This is a genomic window from Acidovorax sp. NB1 (assembly GCF_005405905.1).
Lineage (GTDB): Bacteria > Pseudomonadota > Gammaproteobacteria > Burkholderiales > Burkholderiaceae_C > Acidovorax.
Genome location: NZ_BJHU01000016.1, coordinates 98368 through 117835 on the forward strand (window position 1 = coordinate 98368; position 19468 = coordinate 117835).

Genomic DNA, 19468 nt, shown 5'->3' on the forward strand with positions numbered 1-19468 from the left:
TTGTGACTCCGCCCCAGTGAAGGGGCGGAGTCGTTTCGTCAGAGCATCAGCGCATCAAAGGTCAGAAGCGCGTCTTGATGGACACCTGCACGGCGCGGGGAGCGCCCGGCGTGTAGAAGCCACGGTAGAGGCCGTCGGCGTAGGTGCGGTCGAACAGGTTGCTCACGTTCAGCTTGAGCGAGGTCTTGTCGTCAAACGCGTACTCGGCCATGGCGTCCATCACGGCAAAGCCGCTGGCGTACACCGCGCGCGAACCCTCGGGGTTCTGCTTGCTGCGGTAGGTCAGGCCTGCGCCCACGCGCAGCTTGGACGTGACGGCGTAGGTGCTCCACACGCTGCCGCTGTGCTTGGGCGTGAGGCCGGGGCGGTCGCCCTGCACCTGTGCGCCACCACCGTTGGCTGCCAATGCCACGTTGCTCTTGTCGATCTTGGCCGAGGGGATCCAGGTGTGGTTGACGAACAGTTCCCACTTCGGCGTCAGGCGGCCTGCCAGGTTGAACTCCATGCCCGTGGCGTGGCGCTTGCCGGACAGCAGCTCTTGCGCGGCGGCGGTGTCGGGGTCGGTGTTGCGCTCGTTGTACTTCTCGGTGCGGAACAGGGCCACACCCAGCAGTGCGCGGCGCTCGAACAGCTCGAACTTGCTGCCGATCTCGAAGTTGCGGCTCTTTTCGGGGTCGGTGTTGGCGGTGCGGGCCGTGTTGGCACCGGGGTTGCCGAACTGGTAGGTGTCGCCCGAGGTGTTGTACGAAGTGCCGAACGAGGCGTAGTAGGAAGCCAGCTCATTGGGCTGGAACAGCAGGCCCACGCGCGGGCTGACCAGGCTGTCGGAGCGTGAGTTGCTCAGCGCGCCGGTGGCGTTCTTGTAAGAGGCCTTGAAGTTGTCATAGCGCAGGCCGCCCACCAGCTTGAGGGTGTCGTTCAGCGCCATCGTGTCCTGGAAGTACAGGCCCAGGTTGCGTGACTTGAAGGTGTTCCACTGCACGGGCGCACGGCCATCGGCCACCCAGGCGCCATCATTCGGCGAGCCGACGGTGGTGGTGGGGCGGGTGGTGGTGTTGGGGTAGTTCTGGTTGCGCTTGGCATCGTCGTCAAAGTAATCGACGCCCGCCAGCACGGCGTGCTTCTTGCCGCCCCAGTTGAAGGTGTTGCTGTAGTCGCTTTGCACCTGCAGCACGTCGCTTTCGCCCAGGCGGCCCTTGGAGCCGCGCGTCAGCACGGTGTTGCCGTTGATCTGGTCGAGCGTGATGGCGCTGTTCTGGAAGCCGATGGTGCTGGCCAGCAGGTCGCGCTCGTAGGTGCCGTAGCGCAGGCGCGTGTTCAGCTCGCCGTTGTCGTCAAAGCGGTGGATGTGGCCCAGAGTGACGTGTTGCGCCGAGGTGTTGTTGTGGTCGCTGGCCAGGCCGTAGTAGTTGCGGGCTTCGAGCGGCGTGTTGATCTTGCCGTCCACCACGCGCCAGGGGTGGTTGTACAGCGGGCGGCCCTTGGATTCGAGGTAGTACAGGCCGATGGAGAACTCATCGCGCGTGCCGATGCCCCAGGCGAATGTGGGTGCAATGCCGCGCTTGTCCTGTTTGGCGCCGTAGTTGTCGAACTCCTGCACCATGGCGTTCAGGCGGAAGGCCGCGTTTTCGCCGGTCTTGAAGTTGAAGTCGCCCGTGGCGCGGTGGTATTGGCCGGTGCCGTAGGTGTACGAGGCTTCGTGCTGGTCAATCAGCAGCGGGGCCTTGTTGACCTGGTTGACGACGCCGCCGGTCGAACCCTTGCCGAACAGCATGGATGCCGAGCCCTTGAGCACTTCGACGCGGTCCAGGTTGAAGGTGTCGCGCTCGATCAGCGGGGCGTCCTTCATGCCGTCCACATAGATGTCGCCCGCCTGGCCCAGCGAGAAACCGCGCAGGCGCACGTCTTCTTCACCCGTTTCGCCCGACTGGAAGGTCACGCCCGCGGTGTTGCGCAGCACCTCGCGGAAGTCGTCCAGGTTGCGGTCGTTCATCTGCTTTTCGGTGAACACCGTCACGGACTGGGGGATGTCCTTGATGTCCTGGTTGCCCTTGCCGACCGTGGTTTTCTTGAGCAGCAAGGTGTCCTTGCCTTGCACGTCGGCGGCTTCCTGCACCGTTACGGTGGACAGGGTGGCTTCCTTGGTGGCGGTCTGTGCCATGGCGCCCATGGAGGCGGCCAGCATCAGCGCGCCCAGGGGCAGCAGAGCCTTGTCGGACGCGGCGACGGGGGCAAGGGAAATGGGGGATGCGGTTTTACGCAGCGCGGAGCTGCGGCGCAGAGCGCGTGATTTTGCCAAGATGGCCTCCATCGATGGGGTGCAGGGGGGCGATGTGTGAATGGTGCGCGGGGCGCCAGAAGCGGCGAGAGGCAGTGGCTAGATCAACATGGCTGTGCGTCGTCGTGCTGCTTGATGTTACATCAAATGCGGGTCATTCTCATTTGTGTTGATGTTCGCATGCCACACCTCGGTGACACGCCCAATAAAAAAAGCCGGCAAAGCCGGCTTTTTTTGTGCTGCGGGTGCAGTGCGTCTGTTTACTTGACGTGCTTGCCGATCAGGCCAGCCAGTTCAAACATGGAGACCTGGGGCTTGCCGAACAGCTCCTTGAGCTTGGCATCGGCGTTGATGTTGCGCTTGTTGGTGGCGTCCTGCAGGTTGTTGGCCTTGATGTAGACCCACAGCTTGCTGATGATCTCCGTGCGTGGCAGCGGTGCCGAGCCCACCACGGCGGCCAGCGCGGGGCTGGGCGTGAGCGCCTTCATGAAGGCGGCGTTGGGGGTGCGCTTCTTGGCGGGGGCAGCGGCCTTCTTGGCTGCTGGGGCTGTGGTTGCCGGAGCTTTTTTTGCAGTTGCCATGTTGGGTTTTCCTTGTTGGAAGTAAATTTTCACCAGCGAAAACGACGCTTTCCCACTGGCAGAGCGATGCTAATGGGAAAAAAACGGGTTTCCAAGGGAGAAACGGCTTTTTTTGCCTCGATTTGTAGCTGTGGCGCCGCGCAGCGCGCAGCAATTCAACGCAAAGCCGCACCAGCCTTGACAAAAGCGGGGCGGCCTGGGGCAGGCGTTGGGCTGACAATCCCGTTCTGGCCCGTTTCAGTGTCACCGACCCACTTTCTAAAAGGTTTTTGTCGATATGTCTGCAGCTTCCGCCCCTTCCTTCTCCACCTGCGACTTCTGTGACGAACACAAGACCGATGTGAGCGGCGCGTTCCGCGTTCTGCCACCCGTCTTTCACAGCTACGGCGGCAAACCTGCCTTTGCGGGCCCGGTCACCACCGTCAAGTGCCACGAAGACAACTCCCTGGTCAAGGCGGCCGTGGAGTCGCCGGGCGAGGGCCGCGTGCTGGTGGTGGACGGTGGGGGCTCACTGCGCCGCGCGCTGGTGGGGGGCAATCTGGCGGCCGCAGCGGCACGCAATGGCTGGGCGGGCCTGGTGGTGGACGGCTGCGTGCGCGACGTGGCAGAGCTGAATGCTGCCGCCGTGGGCATCCGGGCGCTGGCGCTCATGCCGCTGCCGACGGAGCGGCGGGGCGAAGGGCAGCGCGATGTGGCTGTGCTGATACAGGGTGTCTGGGTGCGGCCCGGCGATTGGCTGTATGCCGATGCCGACGGCATGGTGGTGAGCGCGCAGGCGCTGGCGGCCTGACGGCCTCACGGCAGTGGGGCTGCGTCAGCCGGTGCGGTCGCCCCGGCCCACGCGCAGTGCGGCACGCGAGGGCAGGGTGGCCATGATGACGCTGGCCAGGGCAATCGCGAAGGCAAACCACTGCATGCCCGTGAGTGACTCTCCCAGCACCAGCACACCCACCAGGGCCGCACTGACCGGCAGCAGCACCGAGAACACGCCGCCCTGTGCTGCAGGCACGGCCTTGAGCCCTGTCATCCAGAGCCACACGGTCCACATGCAGGCCGCCAGGGCATAGAACAGCAGCAGTGCCCAGGTGCCCCAGCCGACGGCTGCAAAGTCGAAATCGAGCGCCAGGTACAGCCCGAACGGCGTGGTCAGCACAAAACCCCACAGGTTGATGAGCGAGGTGATGCGTTTGGGCCCCAGGCTGCCCGTGAGTTTTTTGCCGATCACCGTATAGGCCGCTTCGCAAACCACCGCGCCTATCAACAGCAACTGCCCCAGCCACGCTGTGTTCTGGGAGTTTTTGGGGCCTGCCGCCTGTCCCATATGGGATGAGTGCTCTGGTTTTGATAGTGCAAACAGCGCAATCCCTGCCACCGCGCAGACCACGGCCAGCCAGGTGCGTGGCGCCACCCGTTCGCGCAGAAACGCCCAGCCCATCAGCGCCACGGCGGCCGGGATGGCGGCCATGGTTACGCCTGCTGACACTGCATCGGTCAGGCTCACGCCGTAAATCATGCAGATGGTGAACAGGAAGTTGCCCAAAAACGACTCCAGGAACAGCAGCCGCCGGGTTTGCGGTGTCAGCGGGGGCTCGTCCGCTGGCTTCTTGAGCCAGTGCAGCATGGCCACACCGCCGATCCCAAAACGCATCCAGGCCAGCAAAAACACCGGCAGCACCGCTGCTAGTGGTTTGGACAGCGCCACATAACTTCCCACCAGCGACATGCTAAGTGCCAGGCACAGGTAGGCAAAGGGGCGGTTGGGCGTGTTCACTAGACTGGGCGCTATTCAAAAAAAAGAGTGCGCATCATGCCCGACGAATCCGTGCCCTCTCGCCCGCTCCGCTGCGTTTTTGTCTACGGCACGCTGCGCCGTGGCGGCAGCAATGACATCACGCGGCTCAAGCCCGCGCCCCGCTATGTAGGGCCTGCACAAGTGGCCGGGGTGCTGTACCACCTGGGGGCCTACCCCGGCATGTTGCTGGGCGGTGGCCGGTGCGTGGTGGGCGAGGTCTATGCCATCACGCCAGCGCTGGAGGCGGTGCTCGACGGCATCGAGGACGTGCAGGGCGAACCCGGTGACGAGTACATCCGGCGAGAGGTGGCCGTGCAGGTGGCGGGGCAATTGCTCCCGTGCCTGGTGTACGAGATCAACCCGCAGCATGTGGTGGCGGCCCCGGAGATCCCGCACGGCGACTGGCTCCGTGCGGTGGGTCGCCAAACCAATTGAATTTATCGCAATGTGAAAGTTATTTTTCTTGATGCGGAATGCGATAGATGTTGCATTGCCGCAATTTTTCTCGATATGAGAAATCAATTTCTGTATTGAGAAATCGCGTGGTTAAGTAGTTGTTTTGCAAGGAGAAAATTTATCTCTTCTATAAGACATAAGAGCTTGCGCAAGTCTTATAGAAGACTTAAAGTTGTCTTCAAGGGCGGCACACAGCAGCCCGGCGTTTTCAACCAACCCCTGGAGTGATCTCATGCCCCAATCCCTCAACGAACAACTGAGCCGCGAACAGCAAATTGCCGCCCTGGAAAAAGACTGGGCGACCAACCCCCGCTGGAAGGGTGTGAAGCGCGGTTACAGCGCAGCCGACGTGGTGCGCCTGCGTGGCTCGCTGCCTATCGAGCACACGCTGGCCAAGCGCGGTGCTGAAAAGCTGTGGGACAAGATCAACGGCGGCGCCAAGAAGGGCTATGTGAACGCGTTCGGCGCGATCTCTGCCGGCCAAGCCATGCAACAAGCCAAGGCCGGTCTCGAAGCCGTGTACCTGTCGGGCTGGCAAGTGGCTGCCGACGGCAACACCAGCGAAACCATGTACCCCGACCAGTCGCTGTATGCGTATGACTCGGTGCCCACCATGGTCCGCCGCATCAACAACACCTTCAAGCGCGCTGACGAAATCCAGTGGGGCCGTGGCATCAACCCCGGCGACAAGGAATTCATCGACTACTTCCTGCCCATCGTGGCCGACGCAGAAGCTGGTTTCGGCGGCGTGCTGAACGCCTTCGAACTGATGAAGAACATGATTCAAAGCGGCGCTGCTGGCGTTCACTTTGAAGACCAGCTGGCTGCCGTGAAGAAGTGCGGCCACATGGGTGGCAAGGTGCTGGTGCCTACGCAAGAAGCCTGCGAAAAGCTGATCTCCGCACGTTTCGCTGCTGACGTGATGGGCGTGTCCACCATCGTGCTGGCCCGCACCGATGCCGAAGCCGCCAACCTGATCACGTCCGACCACGACGCCAACGACAAGCCTTTCCTGACCGGCGAGCGCACGCAAGAAGGCTTCTACCGCGTGAAGAACGGTCTGGAGCAAGCTATCAGCCGTGGCGTGGCCTACGCCCCTTACGCCGACCTGGTGTGGTGCGAAACCGGCGTGCCAGACATCGGCTTTGCCCGTGAATTCGCTCAGGCCGTGCACGCGGCCTGCCCTGGCAAGCTGCTGTCCTACAACTGCTCGCCATCGTTCAACTGGAAGAAGAACCTCAACGACAAGCAGATCGCATCGTTCCAGGAAGACCTGTCGGCTCTGGGCTACAAGTACCAGTTCATCACGCTGGCCGGTATCCACATCAACTGGTTCAACACCTTCCAGTTCGCCCATGCATACGCCCAAGGCGAAGGCATGAAGCACTACACCGAAATGGTGCAAGAGCCAGAATTCGCAGCACGCGAAAAGGGCTACACCTTCGTGTCGCACCAACAAGAAGTGGGCGCAGGCTACTTCGACGACGTGACCACCGTGATCCAGGGCGGCTCGTCCAGCGTGAAGGCCCTGACGGGTTCGACCGAAGAAGAGCAGTTCCACTGATCTTGAGGGGCTGATGCGCTGCCAGGGTGTGGCGCAAAATGCACCGAATGAAAGCCCGAAGCGCCCGCTTCGGGCTTTTTTGTTGGTGGCAAGGTTAAAATGCCAGCAAATTCACTGCACAAGAGCGAGAAAGGCAATCTGGTTATGACACCGCGAACTACATCGGAGATGTTGACCGGCCTCTAAGGCTGGCTGTTCGCGCCTGCACGAGATTGCACACACCTCCAAAAAGCGCGGACCTGTTCCGCGCTTTTTTGTTTTACGGGCCTGGCGCGTGCCCGCACCCCTTGCACTGATTGAAAAGAAAGAGTTACTCCCATGATTCACATCACGCTTCCTGATGGCTCGCAACGCGAATTCCCGGGCCCTGTGACGGTGGCCGAAGTGGCGGCCTCCATTGGCACGGGCCTGGCCAAGGCAGCCCTGGCGGGCAAGATTGACGGCAAGGTGGTGGATACCAGCTACCAGATCACGGCCGACAGCCCGCTGTCCATCGTCACTGCCAAGGATGCTGATGGCCTCGAAGTCATCCGCCACTCCACGGCCCACTTGCTGGCCTATGCGGTGAAGGAGCTGTTTCCTGATGCGCAGGTCACCATCGGCCCGGTGATCGAGAATGGCTTCTTCTACGATTTCTCGTACAAGCGCCCCTTCACGCCCGAAGACCTGGTGGCCATCGAAAAGCGCATGGCCGAACTCGCCGCCAAGGACGAGCCCGTGGTGCGCCGCGTTCTGCCACGCGACGAGGCTGTGGCCTATTTCAAGGGCCTGGGCGAGCACTACAAGGCCGAGATCATTGCGAGCATCCCCAGCAATGAGGATGTGAGCCTGTACCGCGAAGGCAATTTTGAAGATCTGTGCCGTGGCCCCCACGTGCCCAGCACGGGCAAACTGAAGTTCTTCAAGCTCATGAAGGTGGCGGGTGCCTACTGGCGTGGCGATCACCGTAATGAGATGCTGCAGCGTATCTATGGCACGGCCTGGACTTCCAAGGAAGAACTGCAGCAGTACCTCACCATGCTGGAAGAGGCTGAAAAGCGCGACCACCGCAAGCTGGGGCGTGAGCTGGACCTGTTCCACATGGACGAGCATTCGCCCGGCACCGTGTTCTGGCACCCCAAGGGCTGGGCACTGTGGCAGGAGGTCGAGCAGTACATGCGCCGCGTGTACCGCAACAACGGCTACCAGGAGGTCAAGGGCCCGCAGATCCTGGACAAGAGCCTGTGGGAGAAAACGGGCCACTGGGACAAGTACCGCGACAACATGTTCACGACCGAATCGGAAAAGCGCGACTACGCGCTCAAGCCGATGAACTGCCCCGGCCACATCCTGATCTACAAGCAGGGTATCAAGAGCTACCGCGACCTGCCGCTGCGGTACGGCGAGTTCGGTGCCTGCCACCGCAACGAGCCCACGGGTGGCCTGCACGGCATCATGCGCGTGCGCGGTTTCACGCAGGATGATGGCCACATCTTCTGCACCGAAGAGCAGGTGCAAGAGGAGTGCGCAAACTACACGGCTTTGGTGCAGAAGGTCTACAAGGACTTCGGCTTCACCGACATCATCTACAAGGTGGCCACGCGGCCCGAGGCGCGCATCGGCACTGAAGAGGCCTGGGATCGCGCCGAAAAGGCGCTGATGGATGGCTTGCGCTATTCGGGCTGCGAGTTTGAGATCGCTGAAGGCGAGGGTGCGTTCTATGGCCCCAAGATCGAGTACACGCTGAAGGACGCGCTGGGTCGCCAGTGGCAATGTGGCACGATGCAGATCGACCCCAATCTGCCCGAGCGCCTGGACGCTGAGTACGTGGCCGAAGACGGCAGTCGCAAGCGCCCGCTGATGCTGCACCGCGCGACGGTGGGCAGCATGGAGCGTTTCATTGGCATGCTGATCGAGCACTACGCGGGCGCGTTCCCTGTCTGGCTTGCTCCTGTGCAGGTGGCGGTGCTTAACATCACCGATGCACAGGCCGATTACTGTCGCGAAATTGCAGCAAAGCTGCAAAAAGCACTGCCGAATCAAGACCTTAGAGTGGAGACCGATCTGCGCAACGAGAAGATTACGTATAAAATACGTGAGCATTCGTTGCAAAAGCTGCCGTACATCCTTGTCGCGGGCGACAAGGAGAAGGCCGCAGGAGCCGTCGCAGTGCGCGGCCGGGGCAATCGTGACCTCGGCGTGATGTCTGTTGAAGCGTTCGCCGAGCTGATCGCCCAAGACATCGCCACCAAAGCCTGACTCTTGCATGAAAAAGTGCTTTGGCGCCTGCCAGTTGTGCGGTTGTTGCTACAAAAATTGTAGTGTTTTGATTCAAGGAAGATAGCCATCGCTACTGAATTTCGTGATCGTCGCCACCGTGAAGAGCGCAAGCATCGCCTGAACCGTGAAATCATGGCCCCGGAAGTGCGTCTTTCCGGGCCTGATAACGAGCCTTTGGGTGTTGTCAGCCTGATGGAGGCCCTGCGCATGGCTGGCGAGCTGGACGTGGATCTGGTGGAAATTGCTGCCACTGCAAATCCACCGGTGTGCCGCCTCATGGACTACGGCAAGTTCAAGTACCAAGAGCAAAAGCGTGCGGCGGAAGCCAAAGCCAAGCAGACGGTCATTGAGATCAAGGAAGTCAAGTTCCGTCCCGGTACGGACGATGGCGACTACAACATCAAGATGCGCAATATCCGCCGCTTTCTGGCGGATGGCGACAAGTGCAAGATCACGCTGCGTTTTCGTGGCCGCGAGATCACGCACCAGGAGCTGGGCCTTGCACTGCTCAATCGCATTCGCGATGAGCTGGCAGACACCATCATCATCGAGCAGTTTCCCAAGCTGGAAGGCCGTCAGATGATCATGATGATTGCGCCGGGCCGCAAGAAGCCGGCTGCCAAGCCGGCTGCAGAAGGTGCTCCGGCACCAGGAGCAGCTGCCTGAGCGGCATCGGCATAGATGCCAGGATTTGAGCATTGCGCCTGAAAGGGCGAGGTGCTTGAAGGCGGTGTGAAAGCACCGCCAAACGAGAAAGGCGAAAGCCTTTCGAAAAAGTGGCTCGGGGCCAACAAGTTTGCAGATCGGTTTGCAAACGCCTCACGAGCACAATGAAAAAGGAGCATTCACATGCCCAAAATGAAGACCAAGAGCAGCGCGAAAAAACGTTTCCGCGTTCGTCCCGGTGGCACCGTCAAGCGCGGTCAAGCCTTCAAGCGTCACATCTTGACCAAGAAGACCACCAAGAACAAGCGCCATCTGCGTGGTGCGGTTGCTGTGCACGAGACCAATATGGGCTCGATTTCACAGATGCTGCCCGGCATGGGCGTTTAATTTACTGACGAACAAGGAGTACATACATGCCTCGCGTCAAACGTGGTGTAACGGCCCGTGCCCGTCACAAGAAAGTTCTCGCCCTTGCTAAGGGTTTCCGTGGTCGCCGCGGTAATGTCTACCGTATCGCCAAACAGGCGGTAATGAAGGCTGGGCAATATGCCTACCGTGACCGCCGCACCAAGAAGCGCGTGTTCCGCCAGCTGTGGATCGCCCGTATCAACGCCGCTGCCCGTGAGCTGGGCCTGACCTACAGCCAGTTCGCCAACGGCCTGAAGAAGGCTTCCATCGAGATCGACCGCAAGATGCTGGCCGACCTCGCAGTGCACGACAAGGCTGCCTTCGGTAGCATCGTGGAGCAAGTCAAGGCCAAGCTGGCTGCTTGAGTTCACGATGAGCGGCTATCGTTCTGATAGCTGCTTGCGCAATAACAGCAAGGGCTAGGGCTTGAAAAGGCACTAGCCCTTGTTCATTTTCAAGAGTCGATATGAACGAGTTGGATTCCCTGATCGAAAGCGCGACGCAGTTGTTTGCCCAAAGCGCTACCCCCGCTGATCTGGAAAATGCCAAGGCGCAGTTTCTGGGCAAGTCGGGCCGCGTGACCGAACTCATGAAGGGCATGGCACAGCTTTCCGTCGAGGAAAAAAAATCTCGCGGTGCCGCCATCAACGTAGCCAAGCAGGCGATCGAGGCAGCACTGACGGCGCGCCGTCAGGCCCTGGCCGATGCGGAACTGCAAGTGCAGCTCAAGGCCGAAGCGCTGGATGTGAGCCTGCCAGGCCGCCAGCGCGGGCAAGGTGGATTGCATCCCGTTTCCCTCACGCTGGAGCGTATCCAGGGCATCTTCGGCTCCATGGGCTTTGATGTGGCTGAAGGCCCCGAGATCGAAACCGACTGGTTCAACTTCACAGCATTGAACACGCCGGAAGACCATCCTGCGCGTTCCATGCACGACACTTTTTATGTGGAAGGCGGCACGCCCGAAGCGCCCAACCTGCTGCGCACCCACACCAGCCCCATGCAGATCCGCCACGCGGTGCAGCATGTGAAAAAACACCGTGCGCTGCTTGACGCGGGCCAGACCATGCCCGAGATCCGTGTGATCGCCCCGGGCCGCACCTACCGCGTGGACAGCGATGCCACGCATTCGCCCATGTTCCACCAGTGCGAAGGCCTGTGGGTGGGCGAGAACGTGAGTTTCAAGGACCTGAAGGTGATCTTCACCGCCTTCTGCCGCACCTTCTTCGAAAGCGACGATCTGGTGCTGCGTTTCCGTCCGAGCTTCTTCCCCTTCACGGAGCCCAGCGCCGAAATCGATATCCAGTTCCAGACAGGCCCGCTCGCCGGCCGCTGGCTGGAGGTGGCCGGCTCCGGCCAAGTGCATCCCAACGTGGTGCGCAACATGGGGCTGGACCCTGAGAAGTACATCGGCTTTGCCTTTGGCATGGGCCCCGACCGCCTGACCATGCTGCGCTATGGTGTGAACGATCTGCGCTTGTTCTTCGACGGCGACGTCCGCTTCTTGTCGCAGTTCCAGTAAGCAACAAGGCCCGGGCCCACAAGCCATTTTCGCCCTGGCGCGCGCACTGACCCTGGCCGCGCGGGCACCTTCCGTACAAGAGTTCGACTATGCAATTCCCTGAATCCTGGTTGCGTGAGTTCTGCAACCCACCCCTTTCGACCGCCGAGTTGGCCGAGACGCTGACCATGGCCGGCCTGGAGGTGGAGGAGCTGCGCCCTGTGGCGCCACCGTTCTCCAAGATCGTCGTGGGCGAGATCAAGGAGGCCGTGCAGCACCCCGACGCTGACCGCCTGCGCGTGTGCCAGGTGGACGTGGGGCAGGGCGCCTTGCTCAACATCGTCTGTGGTGCACCCAATGCGCGTGTGGGAATCAAGGTGCCCTGCGCCCTGGTGGGTGCCGAGTTGCCGCCGGGCGACGATGGCAAGCCCTTCCTCATCAAGGTTGGCAAGCTGCGCGGTGTGGAAAGCCAGGGCATGCTGTGCTCGGCCCGCGAGCTCAAGCTGTCGGAAGACCACGGTGGTCTGCTGGAGCTGGATGCCTCTGCGCCCGTGGGCCAGGACATCCGCAAGCACCTGAACCTGGACGACACACTGTTCACCCTCAAGCTCACGCCCAATCTGGCGCATTGCCTGAGCGTCTACGGTATTGCGCGTGAAGTGTCGGCCTTGACCGGCGCGCCGCTGCAGCAACCGTCGTTCCCTGCGGTGGCTGCCAAGCTGTCCGACAAGCTGGCTGTAAAGGTGAGTGCACCAGACCTGTGTGGCCGCTTCTCCGGCCGCATCGTGCGCAACGTGAATACGCGCGCTGCCACGCCCCAGTGGATGCTGGACCGCTTGGCACGCTGCGGCCAGCGCGGCGTGTCGCCCCTGGTGGATATCTCCAACTACGTGATGTTCGAGCTGGGTCGTCCTTCGCATATTTTTGACCTGGACAAGATCCACGGTGGCCTGGATGTGCGTTGGGGCAAGGCTGGCGAGCAGCTCAAGCTGCTCAATGGCAGCACCATCGCGGTGGATGACAAAGTGGGTGTGATCGCAGATGACAACCAGGTGGAATCGCTGGCCGGCATCATGGGCGGCGATGCCACGGCGGTGTCCGACGACACGAAACATATCTACATTGAGGCGGCCTTCTGGTGGCCTAAGGCGGTGGCAGGTCGTTCTCGCCGTTTCAACTTCTCGACCGATGCAGGCCACCGCTTTGAGCGTGGTGTGGACCCGAGCCTGACGGTCGAGCACATCGAACGCATCACCCAGCTGGTCGTCGATATCTGCGGCACGCCGGACACCGCCTGCGGCCCGATGGACGACCAGTCGGTGAACCTGCCGGTGCCGCAAGCCGTCACGCTGCGCGTGGCGCGCGCGGCCAAGGTCATCGGCATGCCTCTCACGCAGGCGCAATGCGCTGATGCGTTGCGCGGCCTGGGCCTGCCGGTGACGGAGGGGGATGGCTTGCTCACCGTCGTGCCGCCCTCGTACCGCTTCGACATCACCATCGAGGAGGACCTGATCGAAGAGGTGGCGCGCATGGTGGGCTACAACAACCTGCCCACCACACCTCCGCTGGCGCCCATCACGCCCAAGCTGGCACGCGAAGCCACGCGCAGCCCTTTTGCCGTGCGCCGCTCGCTGGCGGGGCTGGGTTACCAGGAAACCATCAATTTCAGTTTTGTGGAAGAGCGCTGGGAGCACGAACTGGCGGCCAATGCGCAGCCCATCAAGCTACTCAATCCAATTGCCAGTCAGATGAGTGTGATGCGTTCGACCCTGCTGGGTTCGCTGCTGCAGGTTTTGAAGTTCAATCTGGACCGCAAGGCCCAGCGTGTGCGCGTGTTCGAGCTCGGCCGTGTGTTTCTGCGTGATGCGGCCGTGCGCAACACCGACACGACGGTGGAAGGCTTCCACCAGCCCATGCGCGTGGCGGGGATGGCTTATGGCCCGGGCGACGTGCTGCAATGGGGCCGCAAGGAGCAGTCCATTGACTTCTTCGACGTGAAGGGCGATGTGGAAGCACTGCTGGCTCCGTTGAAGGCAACCTTTGAGCCTGCCACCCATCCCGCCATGCACCCGGGCCGTTGCGCACGCGTGCTGGTGCAAGGCCGCGCGATTGGCTTTGTGGGCGAGTTGCATCCTCAGTGGCGCCAGTCCTGGGACTTGCCCCAGGCCCCCGTGATGTTCGAGCTGGAGCTGGATGCCGTCCTGCAGCGTTTGGTGCCGCAGTTCAAGCCCGTGGCAAAGCACCAGGCGGTGGAGCGCGATCTGGCTGTGGTGGTCGCGGAGCGTGTGACGCACGCTGACATCATGGAAGCGGTGCAGCAGGCAGTGCCCGGTGCCACGCTTCGCTCGGCCGTGCTGTTTGATGTGTATCGCCCCAAGGTACTGCGTGCAGGCGAAGAGGCCTCTGCAGGTGGACTGGCGCAAGGTGAGAAGAGCCTTGCCGTGCGCTTGACGCTGGGCAGCGACGACGCCACGCTGACGGAGGCTGAGATCGATGCTGCGGTGCAGGCCGTAGTGACTCAACTGGTCCAGCGCACGGGTGCAAGGCTGCGTGTTTGATGACCGACAAAGATAACGCCCAACCGGGGAGGGATGCCATGATCGAATTTGCCGTCGAAAGCCTGGAGACACCGGCACTGACCAAGGCACAGCTGGCCGATCTGCTGTTCGACCAGATCGGCCTGAACAAGCGCGAGTCCAAGGACATGATCGACGCATTCTTCGATCTGATCGCGCAAAGCCTGGTTGAGGGCAAGGACGTCAAGCTCTCGGGTTTTGGCAACTTCCAGATCCGTACCAAGGCGCCGCGCCCAGGACGCAATCCGCGTACTGGGGAGGCCATTCCGATCAAGGCGCGCCGGGTGGTGACTTTTCATGCCAGCAGCAAGCTCAAGGAGCAGATCCAGACAGCGGCTGTGGTGTGAATTTGTACCGAATTTGTGTGCAAGATGAAATCGGTGGCTGGCAGTATTGGCGCGTCTGCAGTACGCTTGTCGGCTTTCCGGTTTGAATCCGCATCCCATGGGCACCACCCTTCCCTCCATTCCTGCCAAGCGATACTTCACGATTGGTGAGGTTGCGGAGTTGTGCGGCGTCAAGCCCCATGTGCTGCGCTACTGGGAGCAGGAATTCACGCAGCTGCGGCCCATGAAGCGGCGCGGAAATCGGCGCTACTACCAGCACCATGAGGTGCTCATGATTCGCCGCATCCGCGACCTGCTGTACGACCAGGGCTTCACCATCAGCGGGGCCCGCAATCGACTTCAGGAGTTGGCCCATCCCACACGTGAAGAGGCTGCAGGGGCTGCGGTGGAGTCGTTCGACAGCGAGTTGCCGAGCATGCTGCTCGACAGCGCTCAGGATCTTTCGATTCCTTCCGTGGGCTTCGCATTGGACTCCAATGCAGTGCGCAAAGAGTTATTTGAGATTCGTGCGCTACTTTCTCTGGGCTGAGGTTTTTTTGTGTATATAATCTAAGTCTTGTCGGCGTGTAGCGCAGCCTGGTAGCGCACTTGCATGGGGTGCAAGGGGTCGCGAGTTCGAATCCCGCCACGCCGACCATTGTTAGCAAAAGCCCAGAACCGAAAGGTTCTGGGCTTTTTTGCTTTTATGCCGCTTTGGGTAGGCTGAGAGGTTGCGCACACCTCTCTTGCGCTGAAACGGTGGAGCCGCTCTCGACATGTGGCCGAAGCAGCACATTGCCTTGTGTTGAGTGCGCCAAGACGGAACAAAACAACGCCCACATTGGGTCAAGGATCTTCATGATCGACGGGTTGGTGGCCGGACGGCTTTACGGCGAAATCGAACAGCGTATGGACAAGGCGGGCAAAACTTTCGCTCTGGCCAAGGTGCGGGCCAGCACCGCCGATGGGGAGGTGTTGTTCGTCAACGTGATTGCGTTTGATGCAGGTGTCTGCGCCTCGCTGCTCTCCCTGCAAGATGGTGACTCGGTGGCGCTCTCTGGCAGCCTGACTCCACGTGTGTGGACCGACAAACAAGGCAACACCCGACCCGCGCTGGACATGGTGGCGCACCGGGTAGTCGTGCTGCCAGGGGTGGAGTCGGTGTGATCTGAGGCAGGGGCTTAGCGCCGCTTCGGGCGACCATGGCTCTGCGCTGCGTCGTGCTGACATGCTGGCCGCCCGCTTTGTGCTGAGCGGTGGGTGACCTGCTTGTTTTTTAGAGTGCTAGGCCTCCGTTGCTGGCCTCGCGGTGGGCCGTTCCGTTCCAGGCTGCCGTGATATTGACGCTTCTATTTTTGAGGTGCGTGTTTCCCAGGCGCAAATCCCAGGGCCTTGAGTTCGTCCTCACTCAGGTGTAGCTCGGTCAGTTCGGGCTGCCGTGCTTCTACATTGCGCCGCCGCTCAAAATTGGTTGGCGGGCCTGCTTCTGTCAGTCGTCGGTCCTTCCCGCTGCGCCGGTCGGTGGCGACTCTGCGTTCTACGCTCATGGTCGTGATCTGCTGTTGGCGTTACAAAAATGGGGTTTGGCGCCTGCATTCGCCTGGGGCCTGTGCAAAGCGTGTGCTTCGCAGTCTGCCCGAGTTGATGCTGTTTGGAAAACAAAAAAGCGACCCGCTGTGAGGAACTGGCGAGGAGATCAACACCTTGTCAGACATTGGGAATTCCCCATGTTGGGGATGTCTCGCGCACCGCATTGATGCGCCTTCACCTTGGTGGCGAACAAGCAGCCCGGGCTGTGCCCTTTGCCGCTCGGAATGGGCGTTTGCGTTTCCTGTCCGGGGATGAAAAAGATCGGCATGGATATTGCTGATCTCTTGGTGATCCTCCGGTAATGCTGCCCGGGATCCCATGAAACCCTCCGCTAAAGATGGCGGAACCCAAGCGAGTGCTGGGCGCATTGGCCCACGTTTGGCTGTTCCAACCCACGCCCCGTGCTGTCTGCGGAGGGTGTGTTGCTTCGTTGCCCTGGACGGGTACCGAGGTGCGCATCCTGCCTGTATCTCCCCCTTGGCGACGCACCGGGCCCTTGCAGGATGAAAAGCATGAAGATTGTTCTTATTGGCCACGGTATGGTGGGCCACAAGTTCCTGGATAGCCTGGCTGAAACGGGGCTGTCCAATGTCGAAGTGACGGTGCTGTGCGAAGAGCCTAGGGCTGCATACGACCGGGTCCATTTGTCCGAATTCTTCAGCGGCAAGACGGCGGAGGACCTCTCGCTGGTCGAGGGGGACTTCTTCGAACGCACAGGCTTTTCGCTGCGGCTGGGAACGCGTGCTGCGTCCATCGACCGGCGCACTCACACCGTGACTACCGTCAGCGGCGACGTCTTTCACTACGACAAGCTGGTGTTGGCCACTGGATCCAATCCGTTTGTGCCGCAGGTGCCAGGGCGTGAGCGCGACCATTGTTTCGTCTACCGCACCATCGAGGACCTGGAGGCCATGCAAGCCTCAGGCGCCAAGTCTAAGACCGGTGTGGTGGTGGGCGGCGGCCTGCTGGGCCTGGAATGTGCCAAGGCGCTGCGTGACATGGGCCTGGAGACCCATGTGGTCGAGTTTGCTCCCCGTCTGATGGCCGTCCAGGTCGATGAAGGCGGTGGGCGTGTGCTAAAGGCCAAGATTGAGGAGCTGGGCGTGCAGGTGCACACTGGCCGCAACACCCAAGAGATCACGGACGGTGCACGTGCGCGCCACCGCATGAAGTTTGCGGATGATTCGTACCTGGAGACCGACATGATCGTGTTCTCTGCTGGCATCCGCCCACGCGATGAACTGGCTCGCCAGTGTGTGCTGGCCATCGGCCCGCGCGGTGGTGTGGCCATCGATAGCGCCTGCCGCACCAGCGACCACAATGTGTATGCCATTGGCGAATGTGCCTCGTGGAACGAGCAGACCTTCGGGCTGGTGGCGCCGGGCTACGACATGGCGCGCGTGGCCGCCCGCCACATCGCCGGCGATGCCGAGGCGGCCTTCGTCGGCGCCGACATGAGCACCAAGCTCAAGCTCATGGGCGTGGACGTCGCCAGCATCGGCGACGCCCATGGCAAGACGCCGCACAGCCGCAGCTGCCAGTACGTGGATGAGCGCCGCCAGGTCTACAAAAAGATCGTCATCAGTGAGGATGGCAAGCAGCTGCTGGGCGCCGTGCTGATCGGCGACGCCACCGAATACGGCACGCTGCTGCAGATGGCGCTGAACGGCATCACCCTGCCCGAGGACCCCGAGTTCCTGATCTTCCCGTCCAGCGACGGCAAGGCCAAGCCAGGCCTGGGCGTGGACGCGCTGCCCGACACCGCACAGATCTGCTCGTGCAACAACGTCACCAAGGGCGGCATCTGCGAGGCTGTGGGGAATGGTGTCTGCACCATCGCCGAGATGAAGGCCTGCACCAAGGCTGGTGCCACCTGTGGCGGCTGTGTGCCCCTCGTTACCCAGGTCATGAAGGCCGAGATGGCGCGCCGCGGCATGGCCGTGAACAACCACCTCTGCGAGCACTTCGCGTACTCGCGCCAGGAGATTTACCACCTGGTGCGCGTGGGCCAGATCAAGAGCTTCGAGGACCTGCTGGCAAAGCACGGCAAGGGCATGGGCTGCGACATCTGCAAGCCCGTGGCGGCCAGCGTGTTCGCCTCGTGCTGGAACGAATTCGTGCTCAAGAAAGAGCTGGCCAGCCTGCAGGACAGCAACGACTACTACCTGGGCAACATCCAGAAGGATGGCTCCTACTCGGTGGTGCCGCGCATGCCCGGTGGCGAGGTCACACCCGACGGCCTGATCGCTGTGGGCCAGGTGGCCAAGAAGTACGGCCTGTACACCAAGGTCACGGGCGGCGCGCGCGTAGATATGTTTGGCGCGCGGGTCGAGCAGTTGCCGTTGATCTGGGAGGAGCTGATCGCTGCCGGTTTCGAGTCGGGTCATGCCTACGGCAAGTCCCTGCGCACCGTTAAGAGCTGCGTGGGCTCTACCTGGTGCCGTTACGGAGTGCAGGACAGTGTGGGCCTGGCTGTAGAGCTGGAGAACCGTTACAAGGGCCTGCGCGCCCCGCACAAGATCAAGTTCGGCGTCTCGGGCTGCACGCGCGAATGCGCCGAAGCGCAGGGCAAGGACATCGGCGTCATCGCGACCGAGAAGGGCTGGAACCTGTACATCTGCGGCAATGGCGGCATGAAGCCGCGCCATGCCGAGTTGTTCGAGTCCGACCTGTCCAAGGAAGACCTGGTGCGCATGATCGACCGGGTGCTGATGTTCTACGTGCGCACGGCCGACCGGCTGCAGCGCACCAGCACCTGGCGCGAAAACCTCGAAGGCGGCCTGGACTACCTGAAAGACGTTTTGCAGAAGGACAGCCTGGGCCTGTGTGCAGAGCTGGAGTCGCAGATGCAGAACGTGGTGAACACCTACCAATGCGAGTGGAAGACGGCGGTGACCGACCCCGAAACACGCAAGCGCTTCCGCTCGTTCGTGAACAGCGACAAGGCCGATGAGAACGTGCTCTTCGTCGAGGAGCGTGGTCAGATCCGCCCCGCGCGCGCCGAAGAACGTGGCCAGGCCGTTGCAAAAGTGATACCCATCCGTCAGGCCGCTTGAAGAAAGAAGAGAACACCATGAGCGCACTCCCCATGACCAGTACCGACGCCCTCGCATGGACCGACATTTGCGCGGTCGATGACATCCTGCCCAGCACCGGCGTATGCGCCCTGGTGGCCAACCGCCATGTGGCGGTTTTCCGCGTCGGCGCCGATCAGTTTTTTGCCATCGACAACGTGGACCCTAAGTCCGGTGCCAGCGTGCTGGCTCGGGGCTTGGTGGGCAGCATTGGCGATCGCGTGGTGGTGGCCTCACCGCTGTACAAAAACCACTTTGATCTGCAGACCGGCGAATGCCTGGAGACACCAGAGCAATCGGTGAGCGCCCACAGCGTGCGCGCCGTGGGTGGCCGCGTCAGCGTGGCTGTGGCCTGACACAATCGCAGTCACGACGCGGCACTCCTGCTGCGCCACAACAA

18 protein-coding genes and 1 tRNA gene are annotated in these 19468 nt (G+C 61.6%); 15 read left to right on the forward strand and 4 right to left on the reverse strand.

Annotated features, from left to right (window positions below; translation table 11 throughout):
- Nucleotides 1-61 precede the first annotated feature (61 nt).
- Both AvAM_RS07200 and AvAM_RS07205 read right to left on the reverse strand, forming a co-directional pair.
- On the reverse strand, nt 62-2299 hold the full coding sequence (locus tag AvAM_RS07200; protein ID WP_375708143.1) for a TonB-dependent siderophore receptor: 2238 nt from the start codon (nt 2297-2299) through the stop codon (nt 62-64).
- A gap of 239 nt (nt 2300-2538) precedes the next feature.
- Nucleotides 2539-2859, reverse strand: coding sequence for an SWIB/MDM2 domain-containing protein (locus tag AvAM_RS07205; RefSeq protein WP_015014555.1), 321 nt, complete (start codon nt 2857-2859; stop codon nt 2539-2541).
- 277 nt (nt 2860-3136) lie between these two features.
- Between AvAM_RS07205 and rraA the strand changes: the two genes are divergently transcribed.
- On the forward strand, nt 3137-3649 hold the full coding sequence (gene rraA / locus AvAM_RS07210; protein ID WP_137746433.1) for a ribonuclease E activity regulator RraA: 513 nt from the start codon (nt 3137-3139) through the stop codon (nt 3647-3649).
- Nucleotides 3650-3673: 24 nt separating this feature from the next.
- Here the strand turns inward: rraA and AvAM_RS07215 are convergent, their stop codons facing one another.
- Nucleotides 3674-4582: a DMT family transporter gene (locus AvAM_RS07215; RefSeq protein WP_249368003.1), complete on the reverse strand. Its 909-nt coding sequence runs from the start codon at nt 4580-4582 to the stop codon at nt 3674-3676.
- A gap of 84 nt (nt 4583-4666) precedes the next feature.
- On the opposite strand from AvAM_RS07215, the gene AvAM_RS07220 reads away from it, so the two are divergent.
- The 12 genes from AvAM_RS07220 (at nt 4667) to AvAM_RS07275 (ending at nt 15571) form a co-directional block, all read left to right on the forward strand.
- A complete protein-coding gene (locus AvAM_RS07220) occupies nt 4667-5086 on the forward strand; it encodes a gamma-glutamylcyclotransferase (protein ID WP_137746435.1) in 420 nt (139 codons plus the stop codon).
- A gap of 253 nt (nt 5087-5339) precedes the next feature.
- Nucleotides 5340-6671 (forward strand): isocitrate lyase, encoded by a 1332-nt coding sequence (gene aceA / locus AvAM_RS07225; RefSeq protein ID WP_055402695.1) that lies wholly within the window; start codon nt 5340-5342, stop codon nt 6669-6671.
- 318 nt (nt 6672-6989) lie between these two features.
- A complete protein-coding gene (thrS, locus tag AvAM_RS07230) occupies nt 6990-8909 on the forward strand; it encodes a threonine--tRNA ligase (RefSeq protein ID WP_137746436.1) in 1920 nt (639 codons plus the stop codon).
- Between the two features lie 81 nt (nt 8910-8990).
- The gene (gene infC / locus AvAM_RS07235) at nt 8991-9596 is read left to right on the forward strand and encodes a translation initiation factor IF-3 (protein ID WP_082836404.1); all 606 of its coding nucleotides are present in this window, start codon (nt 8991-8993) and stop codon (nt 9594-9596) included.
- Nucleotides 9597-9779: 183 nt separating this feature from the next.
- Entirely contained in the window at nt 9780-9983 is a 204-nt protein-coding gene (gene rpmI / locus AvAM_RS07240) for a 50S ribosomal protein L35 (RefSeq protein WP_008904041.1), read from the forward strand.
- 26 nt (nt 9984-10009) lie between these two features.
- Nucleotides 10010-10369: a 50S ribosomal protein L20 gene (gene rplT / locus AvAM_RS07245; RefSeq protein ID WP_055402682.1), complete on the forward strand. Its 360-nt coding sequence runs from the start codon at nt 10010-10012 to the stop codon at nt 10367-10369.
- Between the two features lie 101 nt (nt 10370-10470).
- Nucleotides 10471-11523: a phenylalanine--tRNA ligase subunit alpha gene (pheS, locus tag AvAM_RS07250; protein WP_137746437.1), complete on the forward strand. Its 1053-nt coding sequence runs from the start codon at nt 10471-10473 to the stop codon at nt 11521-11523.
- An 89-nt stretch (nt 11524-11612) separates the two neighbouring features.
- Nucleotides 11613-14060, forward strand: a complete 2448-nt coding sequence (gene pheT, locus AvAM_RS07255) for a phenylalanine--tRNA ligase subunit beta (protein WP_137746438.1) — start codon at nt 11613-11615, stop codon at nt 14058-14060.
- 38 nt (nt 14061-14098) lie between these two features.
- Entirely contained in the window at nt 14099-14425 is a 327-nt protein-coding gene (locus AvAM_RS07260; RefSeq protein ID WP_137746439.1) for an integration host factor subunit alpha, read from the forward strand.
- A 97-nt stretch (nt 14426-14522) separates the two neighbouring features.
- Nucleotides 14523-14954: a MerR family transcriptional regulator gene (locus tag AvAM_RS07265; protein WP_137746440.1), complete on the forward strand. Its 432-nt coding sequence runs from the start codon at nt 14523-14525 to the stop codon at nt 14952-14954.
- A gap of 31 nt (nt 14955-14985) precedes the next feature.
- Nucleotides 14986-15062: transfer RNA gene (locus tag AvAM_RS07270), tRNA-Pro, on the forward strand.
- A 200-nt stretch (nt 15063-15262) separates the two neighbouring features.
- The gene (locus AvAM_RS07275) at nt 15263-15571 is read left to right on the forward strand and encodes a single-stranded DNA-binding protein (protein ID WP_137746441.1); all 309 of its coding nucleotides are present in this window, start codon (nt 15263-15265) and stop codon (nt 15569-15571) included.
- A gap of 182 nt (nt 15572-15753) precedes the next feature.
- On the opposite strand, the gene AvAM_RS07280 is transcribed toward AvAM_RS07275, so the two are convergent.
- Complete coding sequence (locus tag AvAM_RS07280; protein WP_137746442.1) at nt 15754-15951, reverse strand: hypothetical protein; 198 nt, start codon at nt 15949-15951, stop codon at nt 15754-15756.
- Nucleotides 15952-16506: 555 nt separating this feature from the next.
- Between AvAM_RS07280 and nirB the strand changes: the two genes are divergently transcribed.
- Complete coding sequence (nirB, locus tag AvAM_RS07285; RefSeq protein WP_137746443.1) at nt 16507-19050, forward strand: nitrite reductase large subunit NirB; 2544 nt, start codon at nt 16507-16509, stop codon at nt 19048-19050.
- A 17-nt stretch (nt 19051-19067) separates the two neighbouring features.
- Nucleotides 19068-19424, forward strand: coding sequence for a nitrite reductase small subunit NirD (gene nirD / locus AvAM_RS07290; RefSeq protein WP_249367997.1), 357 nt, complete (start codon nt 19068-19070; stop codon nt 19422-19424).
- The last annotated feature ends 44 nt before the right edge of the window (nt 19425-19468 follow it).